The following is a 17,254-nucleotide window of genomic DNA, read 5'->3' on the forward strand; positions in this document are numbered from 1 at the left end:
GTTGTGAGCTACTGGAGTCACAACTTTTTTGTTTTAGGGTAAATCAAACACCAAGGCTTTGACATTCTGATCAACAGCTTTCAATTGAAGTTCATCAATATTTTCAATTTTGGCGCCGTCACCCGGCGTTAGTTTTTGGTTTTCAACTTCTAATTCACCTTCAATCAAATGCACGTAATAATGTCTGCTTTTGCTTGCAGGTAAACTGGCTTCCTTGCTGGCAGATAATATAAGTTGATACAAAAACGCATCTTGCTTAATGACCATGCTGCCGTTTTTTCCATCTGGGCTTGCAACCAGAGTTAGGCCGTGTTCTTGCCCAAAATCTTTTTGCTGATAGCCGGGCGTTTGGCCATACACATTGGGTTGAATCCAGATTTGTAGGAAGTGTAATTCCTTACTAATCGATGGATTAAATTCGCTGTGACGAATACCGCTACCCGCTGACATCAATTGGAATTCACCTGGCGGTAACACAGCCACATTACCTTCGCTATCCTTATGGGCAATTTCGCCCTTTAAAACATAACTGATAATTTCCATATCGCGATGACCATGGGTTTGAAAACCGGAATCAGGTGCAACGCGATCATCATTAATGACACGCAGCGCAGAGAAACCCATGTGTTGTTCGTCGTAATAATTGCCAAACGAAAATGTGTGTTGGCTCTTCAACCAACCGAAATCTGCGCCGCCGCGTTGGTTACTTTTTCTAATACTGATCATAGGTCACCTCAATTTTTGTGCGGCGCACTTGCGCCGCAATATGCGAAGAGTTATTTGTTGGCGATAAGGTTATCAACACTGGCACGGCCGCCGCCAGAGATGAGCAAGGATACTGCTACTGCAAATAAAGCTAGCGCATATTCGTAACCGTTGTTGCTCATAAACAAGCCGTTATTGATGTGTACTGAAAAAATCGCAACCAGCATGGTGAAGGCAACTACCAACGCGGCTGGGCGTGTTAACAGACCTAAGACTAAAAACAGTCCACCGAAAAATTCTGCCGAACCCGAGAGCGCCGCCATCAAGACACCTGGTTCAAGACCTATGGATGCCATCCACTTGCCTGTACCTTCCAAACCGTAGCCGCCGAACCAACCAAAAAGTTTTTGTGAACCGTGGGCTGCCAATGTCAGGCCGACTGGAACGCGTAATGCCAAAGGTGCAAAGCTGTTTTGGGTAGCAAGAATCTTGGTTAATTTGCTCATGATGTAACTCCGAAAATAATATTGGGTTTAGGTTCAATTCGCGGTGGCATGTCGTTCAATTCATTTCACGCCTCACTTGGTAGTTACTTTAGGCTTGCACAGCGAAACAAAAAAGCGGAAGATTTTGAGTTAATAGTTCAAAATTTTTGAACATTTGATGTTGAGGTGAAAATGCAACACGCAATTACGCTGGAAGCCTTGCGAGTACTGGATGCAATTGATAGGAAAGGCAGCTTTGGCGCTGCTGCAGATGCGCTTTTTAAGGTTCCGTCAGCGCTTAGTTATACAATTCAAAAGCTTGAATCCGATCTTGAAATCAGTATTTTTGATCGCTCCAGACAGCGTGCCCAGCTAACTACCGCTGGCAAACTATTGCTGGAACAGGGGCGACAACTCTTGCAAGCTGCCAATGCAATTGAGGAGGCTGTACATCAGCTGGAGTCGGGCTGGGAGACACAATTGCGTATCGCCAAGGACACAATCCTGCCGCTCGCTCCCCTGCTACAACAGGTGAACGCCTTCAATCAACTCGACAAACGCGTCGCCATTACCCTGAGCGAAGAAGTCCTCGGTGGCACTTGGGATGCGCTATTGGCTGAACGCTGCGATCTGGCTTTAGGAGCAAGTGGAGAGCTACCGAAAGGCGTGCTCGAGTATCGCATCATGGGTGAAGTGGAGTTTGTGTTTGCGGTAGCCCGTGAGCATCCACTGTGTTTGCATAAAGGTCCGGTGGATGCGGCTGCGATTCGCGCCTTTCCAACCATTGTGGCTGCGGATTCGTCATTGACTTCACCAGGCCGTTCGTCGGGCCTATTGGAAAGCCGCCAAACCATTAGGGTTGCAAATGCTTCAGCAAAAATCCAGGCGCAAGTCATGGGCGTAGGTGTAGGATTTTTAGCCCGGCATTTAATTAAAAATGAATTAGTTAATGGCGATTTAATCGCGTTGGAATGTTCAGTTCCGCGGCCAAAAATTCCCGTTTACATGGCGTGGCGAAAAGAAAATAAAGGCAAAGCATTGGCTTGGTTTGTTGAATCCTGCCTTGTCGCAAATTGGTTTTAAGTATGGTTGTCGCCGAATTCATGACGGGGATATTTACAAAACTTCTTCGCAAAAAAGATAACCGGGGATAGCGTTTTGATTTTTATCAGCTTTATGATCTGGCATTGAAAATGCTTCGCTGCATGTCATCGGTTTCTTGCCTGATGACCTGCGAATTAAGAGTCTCACCGATTCAGCATAAAATTTTAAACAGGGAAAAATATAATGAAATATTTCATAGCGGGACTTCTATTTTTTTGTTGCAGTCTGTTCGCCCAAGCAGCTGAATATGTAACGCCGTCCAATCGCGCGACTAACTCAATTACGGTGCGCAGCTCACCGAATGAAGGTGGTGTGCAACTCGGCCAACTCAAAGTTGGTGAGGAACTTGAATATTTAGGATCCGTTCCCTATTGGCACAAAGTCAGGTTTAGTCCACGTAAAATTGGTTATGTCAGTAAATCCTGGTCTGAAATTATCGACCATGCGCTAACGGATAACAGCGAAGAAAATCTTGCAGATACAAAGTTCAAAGATTTTTATGTGGATGTTATTGACGTTGGGACAGGTTTGGCCATGTGGATTCACAATGATAATTTCAATGTGATTTATGACGGCGGCACACAAGATGATGGTGCGAGGATGCCTGACAACCGTTTAATAAATTTTATCCAGCATCATCAGCCTGCGCTTAAGCGCATAGATCACCTGATTGTTAGCCATCCACACAAAGATCACATTAGTTTGTTGCCTGATCTATTCAGCAATTTCAAAGTTGCCAACGTGTGGGATTCCGGTGCTGATTATAATTCTTGTATTTACGCTGAGTTCCTTTCTGCAGTGCGCGCATCCGATGCGGAATATCACACGGCAACCAATAATTTTGGTTTAAAAGATATAGCCATGGAAATAGGCGCTAACTGCCAATTTCCATCTTCCGTTAAATTAAAGTTTAGTAGCCGAATTAATACAGATGAAAAAATAATATTGGATAAAAATATCAGTATGCAATTTCTTTATGCTACGGCGGAGCACCATTCTGATGTAAATGAAAATAGTTTGGTGGTAAGACTTGAAGTGGGTAAGAACTCGTTTTTGTTGATGGGAGATGCCGAAGGTGGTGCGCGCGCAAAATGGTTGACTAATGATTCGCCTGAGAAAAATACAATAGAAGCTGATTTGCTGGAATGTTGTAAAGCGAATTTAAAAGCCGATGTATTAATTGCCGGGCATCATGGCAGCTCTACGTCTTCGCGACGTCTATTTTTAGATGCGGTGAAGCCCCGTTACTTTGTCATATCCTCGGGCCCTTTCAAATACAGTGGCGTTACGCTTCCTGATCAGGAAGTCGTTAATGAATTTATTAAGCGCGGCCAATTATTCAGCACCACTCAAAATGATAATACCTGTAAGCAAAATGCTAACAAAATAGGTGCTGATGCTGATAATGAAGTTGGAGGCTGTGATAACGTGCGTTTTATAATTGGCCAAAACGGCGTATTGGGCGATTTTTATTTTCCGCATGAATAGGATGTTGCTATGAAAATTGTAAAACTGGTTTTAATACTTTGCATTGCAAGTTCCTTAACGGCATGTACCAATCTTAAGGAGGTAAGAGAATATGCCACTGAATCGGCAAAGTTTTCTTCCTATAACGAATTAACGCTTCGGTTTCGCGACACTTATTCACGCGAGCAACCCTATCTGAATGGCGAGGCAGAAAAGCTTGCGCAAGCTACAGATCTTGGCCGCAAAGCTGCCTATGACGATCTAATAAAAATTCAAAAAAGTGTTTCGCTTTACATGGAAACGCTTGCGCAAGTTGCGGGCGAAGATAGTTTTAGCCTGGCAAAAGAGTTAGATGCATTAAAGGGTGGAATTAAAGCGCATCCAAATTTCAATGTAGATGCAAAACAGGTCGATGCTGTATCAAACATTACACAAATATTAGCTAAATGGATTACGTCTGCCCATCAGGAGCAAGCGGTACGCAAAATGGTACAAGAAGGAAATGAACCGGTACAAACTCTCTTGGCTGGCATGAAGTCATTAGTGCGTATTTATAAAGCCACCAATGAGAATGAAAAAAATGAAGTGCTGGGCTTGCTTGAAACCAATATAGCTTTTGCGGATGCAAAAAAAGATGCATTGCTAATTGCCTTGGCGCGCGCGCATATCCAGGCTAAAACAGTAGAATATAATAACGCTCAGGTTAAATATGAACTTGCCGAAAAAGGCCTCAATAACATCGCTGAAGGACACACTTACCTGCACAACAATATTGATAAGCTTTCCAAAGCTGAAATCAAAACGTCCGTTAGCAAGCTTGCTAAAGATATAAAAATCATTAGAACAAATCTTGAATCTTTGTAACCAGGAGAATCTTATGGCTTTGGATAACGCGGCGGAAGTAGAAGCATTAGCAAATGAAATTACCGAGTGCGCCAACGCAATGCACCTGCGGTTGATGGACGCTATAAAAAATGGCGAGGTAAATCAAATAAGTGCACAGGCGATATTTCAGGATGAAACTATTTTGCGCCAACGGGCTAACAGTTTGTATCTTGATGCGGCAAATCGCATCGTAAAAGATTTAAAAACTCCGCAAGCAGAATTGTTAGGCGCTGTAAATGACGCAAAAAAAGCTATGAAAAAAATTAAGGAAATTGCGCAATTTATTGATTTGGTCGCTGATATTTTGCTGTTGGCAGCGGCTGCCTATGCCGCTAAGCCTGCACCGATTGTTGCTGCACTCAAAGAAGTAAAATCGGATTTGGATGGTTTGGCAAAAAAATAAATTTAGCGGCCTCCGCCAACATCCAATAAATGTCCAGTTGTGTAAGAGGAATCATCAGAGACTAACCACAAAATTGCTTTTGCAACTTCTTCAGCAGTTCCCGCACGTTGCATGGGAATCACAGATTTTAAACGTTCTATACGGCCGGGTTCACCGCCTTTTGCGTGGATTTCAGTTTGGATAATACCGGGGCGCACGGCGTTAACACGAATGCCTTCCGCAACAACTTCTTTCGCCAAACCGAGAGTGAAGGTATCTATAGCGCCTTTGGTCGCAGCGTAATCAATATATTCAAACGGCGAACCAACGCGGGACGCGATTGAAGATACATTCACAATAACACCGCCTTTACCGCCTCTGGAAACAGCCATACGTTTAATGGCTTCGCGTGCGCAAATAAAACTTCCTATTACATTTACGCCAAATAATTTTTCCAGTTCTTTTACATCTATATCAACAACTAATTTTTTTCGCAGGATTCCTGCATTGTTGATCAACGCATCGATCCGGCCAAAACGCGTATCAATTTGATCAAATAAATTTAATACATCGGCCTCAATGCTAACGTCTGCCTGAACATACAAAACTTCCGCGCCCAGTTCAGTAAGTTGCGTTGAAATTTGTTGTGCGAAGCTTGCTTGCGAGTGATAGCTAAAACAAATGTTGTAGCCCGCTTGTGCGGCGAGTAATGCAGTGGCGGCACCTATACCCTGGCTGCCGCCGGTAATGAGCATAAGAGGTTTATCCATGGTCCTTCCTCAGAATTTATAGCCTAGTACTAGCGATTAAATTTTTTGTGCAGCGCAGCTTCCACAGGTTTGGCAACAAATTGGCTGACATCTCCACCCAGGAAAGCAATTTCGCGCACTATGGATGATGAGATGTACGAGAGATGTTCTGCCGGTGTGAGAAACAAGCTTTCCATGGCGGGTGCCAAGGCGCGGTTCATGTTGGCTAACTGAAATTCATATTCAAAATCGGAAACTGCGCGTAACCCGCGAAGGACAGCTTGGGCTTGCTGCTGGCGAACAAACTCCACCAATAAAATATCAAATCCGCAGACTTCCACATTGGGCAGATGCGCTAGCGTTTCTTGCGCTAAGGCTACGCGCTCTTCGAGTGTAAATAGCGGGTTTTTCCGGTTACTCGCGGCGACCGCAACGACTACCCGATCAAATAAACAGCAGGCGCGCTCGACCAAATCTATGTGGCCGTTGGTGATAGGGTCGAAAGTACCGGGATAAACCACTTTGCGCATGGGGAGTTCTCTTGGGAGCTTATAGTGGGCCGCATAGTAAACAATTTGTACCCTAAGTACAAAAATCAACACTTTGAACGGTAGGAGTTATTCATGGTCACCATTTTCTATGGAGCCTTTGATGCAAGGTGTTACATGATTTTTCAGACATCACATCCCGGAAAAGATCCTTCGCGCAATAGAATTAAAATTTGATTTTAAGAGCCAATTGATTGGAAGTTTTGGTTTTTTTTGTTGCTTTTTTTCGTTAAACACATATCGATCTAAAATGCTAAAAACCTATTTCAAAACGGTTTTTCGGTGTGTGAACCACTTCTCCTTTTATTTTTTTGCGCCACCTAATATCTTCTACAATAAAGTAACTTGTTATTAGTAATTTTTTCTTTATTCAGTAAATTTTAGAATTGTATTTGCTAATCGATTTTTAGTCATAAGCATGCAATTCGTGGAGGATCCGTGAACAAATCAACCGCAACTCGTCTTGGCCAAATTCTTTTAGAGAAAGGATTGATAACTGCTGAGCAGTTGGACATTGCCATCAAAGAGCAGCAAAAGCGCCGTCAGTTGCTGGACCCATTTGACTCAAACTTGGGCGTTAATTCGTCCCTGGGTGAAATTTTAATCGAATTGGGTTTTATTGATCGTTTGCAATTGAAACGCGGTTTGAATTGGCAATTGATGCTACGCAAAATGGCGATTGTAATGTCTTTCTGTGCACCCTTAATGACAGCAAGTGTTGGTGCAGCGGCGGGGACTACGTTTCGTCCGTCTTTCACTGCTGAAGCCAGCTCTTCCAGCGCGGCTGCAAAAGTTACTCCTGGTTTTACCGTTAAATCTTCAAGCGCTTCCTCCGCGCCGGTTAATGTTGATGGTGCTGATTTTGAGAGTTCTTCTTCTATCAATGCTAACGAATCAAAATCACAACCTTTACCGGTCTTGTCCTCTGCGGCTAGTAGCTCTTCACGTAGCAGTCTAAAGTCTTCCAGTAGCAGTTCTTCCAAGGCGAGTGCTGTGGTAAGTAGCCTTAGTAAGTCATCTTCATCCTCTAGCAAGACTTCGAGTTTAGACGTAGCTAGCCCAAAAATGCCGGACAAGATCACGGTAGCTGCAGCATTTAGTGACCAAGTACAACTTGAATGGCTGTCTGCTACTGATAACGTCGAAGTAGTAAGCTACAAAATTTATCGTGATCAGGTACAGATAGACACTGTTGACGGGTCTCAGAATAGTTATTTTGATTTTAATGTCGCTGCCGGGAAAACATATTTGTATGGTGTGAGTGCAGGTGATGCTGCAGGTAATTGGTCGGTGATCAAATCTGTGTTTGTGCAAACCGCTTCGGTTCCGCTTGAGTCTGGTTCACAGGTTTCCTCAGCCCCTTCTTCTGTTACTTCGTCATCCGTTGCTGCAGTTAGTAGTAGTGGGGCGAAATCCTCGGTCGCCTCATCTGCATCAAGTGCCTCTTCAAAAAGTAGCGCACCTGTGACGTCCTCAAGTAAGTCTTCCGTGAGTTCGATATCGACATCCAGTGTAAGCTCTAAGGCTTCATCAAGTAGTTCTTCGGTATCTGGCTTGGGCGTGAAAAGTGTAACTGTGGAGGGACCAGTAAACTTTAATTGGGTTGCACCAAATTTGCGTGAGAACGGGAATAATTTAGATATTACTGAAGTAGGTGGTTATGAGTTGCGTTATCGTAAACTTACCGATGTTGCTTATACCTACGTCACTATTAACGATGCGTGGAAAAACTACTATAACTTTAGTTGGCTTGCAGGTACCTATGTCTTCCAGGTAGCCGCTTTCGATAAAAACGGCCTTTACAGCAATTTTGTAGACATTGCGCCCCAGTAAAGCTTAAGCAGGCTCGCGATAAAACAGCCGGTAGCTCACCGCACCGGCGTGTTTATCGCGGTGCAGCTGCCAGTTGATAGGCGGTGCGAATTCATCTTCCGTTCCGGACTCAATATAAATAGTTGCGTTTTCTGCGAGCCAATTTCCCTCTTCCAAAGCCCCAATCACCGCCTGCCAAAGTTTGAGCTGAAAGGGCGGGTCTATAAATACTATGTGATAGGGCTCTTCTGTATTTCCCTTCCGCAGCAGCTCCATAACATCGGCGTTGATGATGCGCCCCTTATCCCCCTTGAGAATTTCCAAATTTGTTTTAAGTTGTGCGGCCGCTTTGGTATCGAGCTCAACCAACACACTTGTCGCTGCGCCGCGGGATAAAGCTTCAATCCCCAAGGCGCCCGAACCGGCAAATAAGTCTAAACAACGCGCGTCCTGAATCTCCGGTGCTAACCAGTTAAACAGGGTTTCGCGGATGCGATCTCCCGTTGGGCGTAGGCCGTCAACATCGGGAAAACTCAATTTACGGCCGCGCCATAGGCCGCCAATGATGCGAAGTTGGTTGTTTGTGGAAGCTTTAGGCGACGGTCGCGCAGGTTTCAAGGCTTAATTCTCAAATCTTAAAATAGAAGTGGTAGGATTAGGATAATGATAGGATAACGGTTTTTCAGGGCTTCCTGTTAATTCACTGCCTAATCCCCCCGTATTACTAAGAATTTGTTACTTATGTTTTCCAAGTTTTTTAAGAAGTCTGAACCCAAAGCGGATGAACCACAAAACCTCGCTGAGGAAGTCACCTCCGGAGGAATTGATTCTGAGCCAATCCCTAATGCGATACCTGCGCCTGCTTCCAGCGAAGCGCCCGCCAAACTAGGCTTCTTTGCCCGTATCAAACAAGGTTTAAGTCGTACCAGCAACAATTTCGCGCAAGGTTTGGGCAACTTAATTCTCGGCCGCAAAACTATCGATGACGACTTGTTTGAAGAGTTGGAGTCGCAGCTCCTGGTGGCTGATGTTGGTCTGGACGCGACCACAGAAATTATCAACAACCTCACTCAAGCCGTTGCCCGCAAACAGCTTGCCGATGGCGATGCGCTTTACGCCGCGCTACGTGAACAACTTGCGATTCTGCTTCGCCCCGTTGAAAAGCCGTTGGTGGTTGAAAACCGTGTGGTCGATGGGGTTAAAAAGCCTTATGTAATTCTGGTCGTTGGCGTTAACGGCGTAGGGAAAACTACAACCATTGGCAAGTTGGCCAAGCGTCTGCAAAACCAGGGTAAAAAAGTAATGTTGGCTGCGGGCGATACCTTCCGCGCTGCCGCTGTTGAACAGTTGCAGGTGTGGGGTGAGCGCAATCAGGTTCCGGTGATTGCCCAGCATACGGGTGCTGATTCGGCCTCGGTTATTTATGACGCCCTGCAAGCTGCCCAGTCGCGTGGTTTGGATGTCTTGATTGCCGATACTGCTGGCCGTTTGCACAACAAAGACCACTTGATGGATGAACTTGCCAAGGTAAAACGAGTCTTGGCTAAGTTGGATGCAGGTACGCCAGATGAAGTTCTATTGGTGCTGGATGCCGGCACTGGCCAGAACGCTGTGAATCAGGCGCAACAATTTATTGAAGCCGCAGGAGTAACCGGTCTTGCGCTAACCAAGCTCGATGGCACCGCCAAAGGCGGAGTGATTTTCGCGCTAAGCAAAAAATTTGGTCTGCCAGTGCGCTTTATTGGCGTGGGCGAAGGCATTGATGATCTTCAACCTTTTGCCGCTGAACCCTTTATAGAAGCACTCTTCAGTACCCAAGAATCATAATTTATAAAATTTATTCAAGGAGCCTGCGTGATACGTTTTGACAACGTCAGCAAACGCTACGATAACGGTTTTGAAGCGCTCTCGCGCATCAACTTTGCAGTCGAACCGGGCGAAATGCTGTTTTTAACCGGCCACTCGGGCGCCGGTAAAAGTACGCTTATGAAGCTGATTATGCAGATGGAGCGCCCCAGCCATGGCCAGATTATGGTCGATGGTCATGACCTCAACCGCATGTCATCCAGCCAGATTCCCTACTATCGCCGCAATATCGGCGTGGTTTTCCAAAATCACCAACTTTTGTTTGATCGCAGCGTGTTTGATAACGTTGCACTCCCGCTGCAAATTGCGGGTTTGTCACATCATGAAATTGGCAAGCGCGTACGCGCAGCACTCGATAAAGTCAGCCTGCTCGAAAAAGAGCGCTTAAATCCCATAGTTCTGTCCGGCGGTGAACAGCAGCGTGTAGGTATTGCTCGCGCTGTGGTGAACAAACCAACCATGTTATTGGCTGACGAACCGACCGGAAACTTGGATCCAGAGTTATCTGAGGAGATCATGACTTTATTCCGCCAGTTCAACGAAGTTGGCGTCACAATAATGATTGCCAGTCACGATGTTGAACTGCTTAAGCGCATGAACAAACGCATTCTTGGTTTGGTTGAAGGCAAACTTGTACACGACGGGGTGCTCTGGTGAAATCAAAACGTCCATCAGTGACAGGCAATCGCCCCAGTACACGTCCATCTACTGGAGCCACTCGCGGCGCTACCACCACACGTCGTCCCGAACGAGCGCCGGAACCGGAACCCGTAAACCGCCAACAGGGTGCGGTGCAAACCAAGGTGCGGCTGGCAGACAAGTTTGATGCCTATTTTGCGCATCACAGTACTTCTGCCATCGACAGCCTTATGCGCTTGCTAGAAACACCCTTCCAAAGTTTGATGACTTGGTTGGTTATCGCCATAGCAGTGGCTATACCGGCGGCGCTCTACATTGGCTTCGCTAACCTTCAACAATTGGGCGAAAATTGGGAGGGTTCAAGTCAGGTATCTGTTTTCCTAAAACCGGAAACTACGGATGCCAGAGCCGAAGAGATGCGTATCCGATTGGCAGCGCGCGCCGACATAGCCAAGGTCGTTTATGTGTCGCCAGCCCAGGGTTTGGCTGAATTTAAAGCCCAGTCAGGTTTGGGTGAAGTGGTTGATAGTTTGGAGAAAAACCCGCTACCTGGCACTTTATTAGTCACTCCCCGCTTGCAAAATGGCAGTGACGCCGCCATAACGTCACTTGAACAATCCTTACTTGCCGATCCGGCCGTTGCGGATGTGCGTTTGGATATGCAATGGGTCAAGCGTTTGCAACAGCTGATGATCCTTGGCAAGAAGATGGTGTTTGGCCTTGGCGGCCTGCTGGCATTGGGTGTATTGCTGGTAATTGGCAATACAATTCGCCTTGCCATTGAGAACCGCCGCGATGAAATTTTAGTGGTTAAGTTGGTAGGCGGTACCGATTCCTATGTAGCGCGCCCTTTTCTCTATACGGGTTTGTGGTACGGAATTGGGGGTGGTTTGCTGGCGTTGGTGGTCTTGGGTCTCGGGTTTTTGTGGGTTTCAGCTACAGTTGATCAGCTTGCGGCGCTCTACCAAAGCAACTTCCGTCTGCAAGGGCTTGGTGTGTTTGGCAGCATGCAGCTGGTGTTGCTAGCGGGTTTGACCGGGCTGTTGGGGGCATGGATTGCGGTCGTCAGGCATTTGATCCAAATCCAGCCCCGTTGACCTATGTCAAACATATTAATGACAAGCATCACTTGCGAAACTTTTTGCCAGATAGCACTCTAAAATAACAAATGCTAGACTCCATTCCCGGTGTCTGGCGAAGTGAACTTATCGATCCAATGTTCGTCAAAAAGGATCGTGAAAGTTCATTAAGACCCGATTAATTGTATTACCTTAACTGTATTCCTAAACAGTTTTCTGGAGAAAACACATGAGCACAAGCACAAGTCTGCAGCCCCTAGGCGTACTCGCCCCCGGCGCAAACCTGAACGCCTATGTTCAAGCGGTAAGCGCTTTTTCAATATTGTCAGTTGATGAAGAACAAGAGCTGGCCAAGGATCTGTATTTCAACGGAAACCTGGACGCTGCGCGTAAATTGGTTATGGCGCATTTGCGTTTCGTGGTCCATATCGCCCGTTCTTACAATGGCTACGGTTTACCATTGGGTGATTTGGTACAAGAAGGCAATGTTGGCCTGATGAAAGCGGTAAAACGCTTCAACCCTGATAAAGGCGTGCGTCTGGTATCTTTCGCCGTGCATTGGATCAAGGCTGAAATCCACGAATTTATTTTGAAAAATTGGCGCATCGTCAAGATTGCGACCACCAAAGCGCAACGCAAATTGTTCTTTAACTTGCGCGGTGCTAAAAAGCGTTTGGCCTGGTTAAGTAATGATGAAGCTGCCGCTGTAGCGCAAGATTTAGGCGTAGATATCAAGCAAGTGCGCGAGATGGAAGGCCGCTTGGCTTCCTACGATGCCGGTTTTGACGCCGACGAAGATGATGAAGATAGCGTTTATGTAGCGCCAGCTCATTATCTGGAAGACAACCGCTATGATCCGGCTGTGCGTCTGGAAGAATCCAATTGGGAAGAATCCAACGTAAACGGTTTGGAATTGGCCATGCAAAAACTCGACGACCGCAGCCGTGCCATCCTGCAGCGTCGCTGGTTGAACGACGACAAGGCAACCTTGCACGATTTGGCCGCTGAGTATGGCGTATCTGCCGAGCGTATTCGTCAGCTTGAAAAGAATGCCATGAACAAAGTTAAAACTATGATGATGGAAGCTTAATTCGTTATCTGATTAGCTGAAAAGCCGCGCCTAGCGCGGCTTTTTTGTTTTATGTGGTTCTGATTTATAGGGCTTGAGATTTATTTAATAGGGAGTTGTCATCCTCGCGTAGCGGGGATCCAGCTCTTGATTTTAGTTTGTTAACAACTGGATCCCGCTGCGCGAGAATGGCGACTCCCAANCCGGCGATTCCCAGATTAATTAGCGCTCTTCATTTGATTTGACATAGAAATAATATTACGAGCATTTGTATGCAACGACTCTTCCTCAGCTTCGCTGCTGTCAGCGGATTTATCAGTGTCTGTTTAGGTGCATTTGCCGCTCACGGTTTGAAGCACCAAATCTCTCCCGAATCCTTCGCCATTTGGCAAACCGGGGTGCAGTATCAGATGTATCACGCCCTCGCCCTTCTTCTTGTCGGCCTGCTTTATCAATCCCCAGCATCAAAAGCCTTAAAGCTGAGCGGTTTAGCCTTTATACTGGGCAGCTTTTTGTTTAGCGGCAGCTTGTACGCAATCGCGCTTGGCGCGCCAAAGATGCTCGGAATTATCACTCCTATGGGTGGCTTGAGCTTTTTGGCGGGTTGGCTAGCGCTTTTTGTTCACGCTGTACGCCGCTAGTTTCCCGATTCTTACAGTTTGGTATTTATGTCCGATTCCCTAGAGTTTATCGCTCCCGTTGCCGACGGTGAGGAAGGCTTTTTAATCAAGCCCGAGTTCAAACCCAAATCCATTCGCAGCTTTGTGATTCGCGCCGGGCGTATTACCAGCGGCCAAAAAGCGGCTTTTGATAGCTGGTGGCCAACTTACGGTTTAAGCCTTTACAAAGGTTCAATCAATCCTGCCGATGTTTTTGGCCGTGATGCACCTTTGGTGCTGGAAATCGGTTTTGGTATGGGTGATTCGCTGTTAGAGATGGCGAAAAACGAGCCGGAGAAAAATTTTATCGGCATCGAAGTTCATCCACCGGGTGTGGGGAAACTGATCAATGAGGCCGGCAAAGCGGGGATAAAAAATCTGCGCGTTTATATGGCCGACGCCATGGATGTTCTTGAAGATTGTATTCCAGACGCATCAATTGACCGTCTACAACTGTATTTTCCTGATCCCTGGCACAAAAAAAAGCACAATAAACGGCGTATTGTCCAACCCGCTTTTGTACAAAAATTGCGCCCAAAATTAAAACAAGGCGGCGTTTTTCACATGGCTACCGATTGGCAAGCTTACGCAGAACATATGCTAGAAGTTATGAATGTCGCCGAAAACTATGCTAACTTGTCGTCAGAAGGCGCTTATAGTCCACGCCCTGATTATCGCCCAATCACCAAATTTGAGAAGCGTGGCGAGCGTCTGGGGCATGGCGTCTGGGATTTATTGTTTCAACATCATTCATAATTTGTTAAGGTATTGCCCCTAAGAATAACGATGAAACGGATTTTGAAACTAATTTAATTAGTAAAATGGGCAAAAAAGCCAGCTAATTAGAAACGGTAATAAAAGTCAGGATTAGGAAACAGGATCAGCTGAAGCAGTTACCGGTTGATCAAATCGTTAGATAGCTATTTTATGGAGACTCAAAATGGCACACACACACACACGCGTAAAATTATTATCAGCCGTAGTAGCCACCCTGATCTCTTCAGGTGTGTTGGCAGACAACCACAAATTTGAAGTACAAGTAGGCGTAGGTCGCGAATTTTTTGAAGAATCAAGAGATGACGCCACTGTAGGTAGCTTGGGTTTTGGTTATGTTGTAAACAAAAACTGGACCCTGGAAGCCATTGCTAGCGATTTCAACACTGAAGAATCTGTTAGCGGTGTTGATATTGACGGTCGTCAGTACCGTTTAGACGCTTTGTATAACATCGACACCACCAGCTTGTGGCGTCCATACGTTGCCTTCGGTGTAGGCGACCAATCTTTGAAAGCCAAAGGCTTCAAAAATGACCGCGACACTTTGGTTAACCTGGGTGCCGGTTTGAAACACTCTTTGGGTGGCAACTGGGAATTCCGCAGTGACATCCGCGCTTTCAACAGTCTTGACCGCGAATACACTGATTTGGCGGTAAATGCTGGTATCAGCTACCTGTTCGGCGCTGCACCAGTGAAAGCTGTTCCAGCTGTAGTTGCTGCTCCTGCTCCAAAACCAGAAGTTGATACCGATGGCGATGGCGTGTTCGATTCCAAAGACCAATGTCCAGATACTCCAAAGCAATACAAAGTTGACGCTGTTGGTTGCCCAATGGAATTGACTGAAACTGTTGCAGTGAAATTGGCTGTTAAGTTCGATACCGCTAAATCTATCGTTAAAGACGAATACGTTGATGATATTGGTAACCTGGCCAAGTTCATGAACCAATACGCTAACACCGTTGTGACTGTTGAAGGTCACACTGATAGCCAAGGCGCTGATGCGTACAACGAGAAGTTGTCACAACAACGCGCTGAAGCGGTTAAGCAAGTATTGATCACCAAGTTTGGTATTGCAGCTGACCGCGTAACTGCTAAAGGCTTCGGTGAAGCACAACCAGTGGGCGACAACAAAACTGCTGCTGGCCGTGAAGAAAACCGTCGCGTAGTAGGTGCTGTTTCTACTGACGTGAAAAAGAAACAAACCAAGTAATTGGTAATGTTTTGAAAAACCCGGCTCAGGCCGGGTTTTTTTATGGGCGAGGATTATTCAGGCGTTACCCTGAAGTAATCCAAGTCCACAAAGGATTTGCCATTCTCTCCCAAGCTAAACACTCCCATTTGCGCCCCTACCCAGCGCCCCATGGCGGCGGTAAATAAATCGCCAATCGCGGTAAAGTTTTTGTTATCCAGGCTATAGGCAAATTGGGTTTTGCCACCGGCGCTCACGTTCATTTGCAGGCTCAATTGCTGTTGTGACAAAGGGAGGCTTGCCAAAGTTTGCTCTTTGCAATTGGCTTCGGCTTTTTCACATCGCACCAACACAAGCTGTTGCCCTGTTGCGGTCGCTTTAATACCCAGCCATTGATAGTCAAAGCCGTACATAATCAGGCCTGCACTATCTCCAGATTGTAAATGTGATGTGTCCAGCTGAGTGGTAACCACAAAGTTTTCGGCCGGTAATTTTTGCAGTAGCAGTGAGGGCGTATCCCAAAGGTTGCCCGTTTTTTGATAGCTATCATCCTTCACCGCAAACAGGCGCAGCTTGCCTTTCTGGGCGCTCAATGAATACCAGTCAGCTTTCCAGTTAGCGTTCCATTGCCATTGGTAACCGAGTTTGGGCGATGAAAATTCGTCGGTAGTGGCAGGATTTTTAATCGCAAAGCGCCCGGCTATAGGTTTTTTGTGCTCTGTGACTGGCTCGCCGGTACCACTATTGGTTTTGTCCTCACCGATTACCGGCCAATCGTTGAGCCAATGCATAGGTTGCAGGTGAACGATACGCCCGTAGGCACGTTTGTCCTGAAAATGGAAAAACCAGTCACTACCATCTTGTGCGCGAACCCAGGCGCCCTGATGCGGGCCATTAGTGGGCGACTTGCCCTGCTCCATGACGATCTTGTCTTCGTAAGGCCCTTCAATCGTTTTTGAGCGGAAAACGGATTGCCAACCTGTCTCTACGCCGCCCGCCGGTGCAAATACATAGTAATAGCCGTTGTGCTTGTAAAACTTGGGGCCTTCAAGGGTTTTGTAGTTGGCGATTTTGTTGCCATCTATAACGACTTTCGCTTTATCATCGAGCATTGTGCGCGCATCTGGCGACATCTTGCGCAAGGTCAGCATATTGTTGATACCCGCTCGGCTCTTGGCCCAGGCGTGGAGTAAGTAAGCTTTGCCATCGTCGTCCCAAAGCGGGGTTGGATCGATAATGCCTTTTCCTGCCAGCAACAAATGCGGCGCGCTCCAAGGGCCGGTAAATTTCTCGGCGGTCATTACGTAAATGCCAAAGTCGGGATCGGGGTAGAAAATCCAGAACTTGCCGTCGTGATAGCGCAGGCAAGGTGCCCATACGCCTTTGCCGTGTTGGGGTTTGGCGAACACATCCAGCGGTACCTGTTGCGGCAGCGCATGACCAACCAACTCCCAGTTCACCATATCTTTGGATTGCAACAGCGGCAGGCCGGGGGCGCTGTTGAAGCTGGATGAGGTCATGTAAAACATATCGTCTACGCGAATCGCGTCGGGGTCAGAATAATCGGCGTGGATGATGGCATTTTTATAAAAGCCATTGCCCAAATCGGGCTGCCAGGCCGCTTTTACAGACGTAGATTTTTCGTGAGTTGAAGGTGTAGTGCAGCTGGTCAGGCCGGGAATAAGACAAATAGCGAGGCTGAGAATTCGGATGTTCATCGGTCTACCTGTGGCATAAACATAGTTTTTATAAACACAAACAGCTTTTTCATTGAGAAAAAGCCGCTACTAGTTGCCGATGAGTCTGTAACAAGTCTCCCTGAGAGCGCAAAAACCAGCTCAG

General features: G+C 46.5%; 18 protein-coding genes. 12 read left to right on the top strand and 6 right to left on the bottom strand.

All coding sequences use genetic code 11. The annotated features are described in order from the left end of the window. Positions 1-33 precede the first annotated feature (33 nt). Both IE104_RS16300 and IE104_RS16305 read right to left on the bottom strand, forming a co-directional pair. A complete protein-coding gene (locus IE104_RS16300) occupies positions 34-726 on the bottom strand; it encodes a pirin family protein (RefSeq protein WP_189420438.1) in 693 nt (230 codons plus the stop codon). Between the two features lie 50 nt (positions 727-776). After that, a complete protein-coding gene (locus tag IE104_RS16305) occupies positions 777-1,211 on the bottom strand; it encodes a DoxX family protein (protein ID WP_189420440.1) in 435 nt (144 codons plus the stop codon). A 171-nt stretch (positions 1,212-1,382) separates the two neighbouring features. Between IE104_RS16305 and IE104_RS16310 the strand changes: the two genes are divergently transcribed. The 4 genes from IE104_RS16310 to IE104_RS16325 all read left to right on the top strand — a co-directional run bounded on the left by IE104_RS16310 (position 1,383) and on the right by IE104_RS16325 (position 5,049). Continuing rightward, positions 1,383-2,273: a LysR substrate-binding domain-containing protein gene (locus IE104_RS16310; protein WP_189420442.1), complete on the top strand. Its 891-nt coding sequence runs from the start codon at positions 1,383-1,385 to the stop codon at positions 2,271-2,273. Between the two features lie 204 nt (positions 2,274-2,477). Beyond that, positions 2,478-3,782, top strand: a complete 1,305-nt coding sequence (locus IE104_RS16315) for an MBL fold metallo-hydrolase (protein WP_189420444.1) — start codon at positions 2,478-2,480, stop codon at positions 3,780-3,782. Positions 3,783-3,791: 9 nt separating this feature from the next. Beyond that, entirely contained in the window at positions 3,792-4,625 is an 834-nt protein-coding gene (locus IE104_RS16320; protein ID WP_189420446.1) for a hypothetical protein, read from the top strand. A gap of 13 nt (positions 4,626-4,638) precedes the next feature. After that, positions 4,639-5,049, top strand: a complete 411-nt coding sequence (locus tag IE104_RS16325; protein WP_189420448.1) for a hypothetical protein — start codon at positions 4,639-4,641, stop codon at positions 5,047-5,049. Positions 5,050-5,051: 2 nt separating this feature from the next. Here IE104_RS16325 and IE104_RS16330 read toward each other — a convergent pair whose 3' ends face one another. Both IE104_RS16330 and coaD read right to left on the bottom strand, forming a co-directional pair. Continuing rightward, positions 5,052-5,798: an SDR family oxidoreductase gene (locus tag IE104_RS16330; protein ID WP_189420449.1), complete on the bottom strand. Its 747-nt coding sequence runs from the start codon at positions 5,796-5,798 to the stop codon at positions 5,052-5,054. Positions 5,799-5,827: 29 nt separating this feature from the next. Beyond that, positions 5,828-6,307: a pantetheine-phosphate adenylyltransferase gene (gene coaD, locus IE104_RS16335; RefSeq protein WP_189420451.1), complete on the bottom strand. Its 480-nt coding sequence runs from the start codon at positions 6,305-6,307 to the stop codon at positions 5,828-5,830. Positions 6,308-6,763: 456 nt separating this feature from the next. Here coaD and IE104_RS16340 point away from each other — a divergent pair, with 456 nt between their 5' ends. After that, positions 6,764-8,158 (top strand): fibronectin type III domain-containing protein, encoded by a 1,395-nt coding sequence (locus tag IE104_RS16340; RefSeq protein WP_189420453.1) that lies wholly within the window; start codon positions 6,764-6,766, stop codon positions 8,156-8,158. 3 nt (positions 8,159-8,161) lie between these two features. On the opposite strand, the gene rsmD is transcribed toward IE104_RS16340, so the two are convergent. Further along, complete coding sequence (gene rsmD / locus IE104_RS16345) at positions 8,162-8,755, bottom strand: 16S rRNA (guanine(966)-N(2))-methyltransferase RsmD (protein ID WP_189420455.1); 594 nt, start codon at positions 8,753-8,755, stop codon at positions 8,162-8,164. 123 nt (positions 8,756-8,878) lie between these two features. On the opposite strand from rsmD, the gene ftsY reads away from it, so the two are divergent. The 7 genes from ftsY to IE104_RS16380 all read left to right on the top strand — a co-directional run bounded on the left by ftsY (position 8,879) and on the right by IE104_RS16380 (position 15,433). Continuing rightward, complete coding sequence (ftsY, locus tag IE104_RS16350; RefSeq protein WP_189420457.1) at positions 8,879-9,964, top strand: signal recognition particle-docking protein FtsY; 1,086 nt, start codon at positions 8,879-8,881, stop codon at positions 9,962-9,964. A gap of 27 nt (positions 9,965-9,991) precedes the next feature. Further along, the gene (gene ftsE / locus IE104_RS16355; RefSeq protein WP_189420460.1) at positions 9,992-10,660 is read left to right on the top strand and encodes a cell division ATP-binding protein FtsE; all 669 of its coding nucleotides are present in this window, start codon (positions 9,992-9,994) and stop codon (positions 10,658-10,660) included. After that, positions 10,657-11,739: a permease-like cell division protein FtsX gene (ftsX, locus tag IE104_RS16360; protein WP_229838029.1), complete on the top strand. Its 1,083-nt coding sequence runs from the start codon at positions 10,657-10,659 to the stop codon at positions 11,737-11,739. Before ftsE ends, ftsX begins: the two co-directional genes overlap by 4 nt. 211 nt (positions 11,740-11,950) lie before the next feature. Then, a complete protein-coding gene (gene rpoH / locus IE104_RS16365; protein ID WP_189420462.1) occupies positions 11,951-12,811 on the top strand; it encodes an RNA polymerase sigma factor RpoH in 861 nt (286 codons plus the stop codon). A gap of 251 nt (positions 12,812-13,062) precedes the next feature. After that, a complete protein-coding gene (locus tag IE104_RS16370) occupies positions 13,063-13,431 on the top strand; it encodes a DUF423 domain-containing protein (RefSeq protein ID WP_189420464.1) in 369 nt (122 codons plus the stop codon). Positions 13,432-13,458: 27 nt separating this feature from the next. Then, entirely contained in the window at positions 13,459-14,205 is a 747-nt protein-coding gene (trmB, locus tag IE104_RS16375; protein ID WP_373298517.1) for a tRNA (guanosine(46)-N7)-methyltransferase TrmB, read from the top strand. A gap of 184 nt (positions 14,206-14,389) precedes the next feature. Next, positions 14,390-15,433, top strand: coding sequence for an OmpA family protein (locus IE104_RS16380; RefSeq protein WP_189420466.1), 1,044 nt, complete (start codon positions 14,390-14,392; stop codon positions 15,431-15,433). Between the two features lie 53 nt (positions 15,434-15,486). Here the strand turns inward: IE104_RS16380 and IE104_RS16385 are convergent, their stop codons facing one another. Then, positions 15,487-17,130, bottom strand: a complete 1,644-nt coding sequence (locus IE104_RS16385; RefSeq protein ID WP_189420468.1) for a glycoside hydrolase family 43 protein — start codon at positions 17,128-17,130, stop codon at positions 15,487-15,489. Positions 17,131-17,254 lie beyond the last annotated feature (124 nt).

The organism is Cellvibrio zantedeschiae (genome assembly GCF_014652535.1).
GTDB classification, from domain to species: Bacteria; Pseudomonadota; Gammaproteobacteria; order Pseudomonadales; family Cellvibrionaceae; genus Cellvibrio; species Cellvibrio zantedeschiae.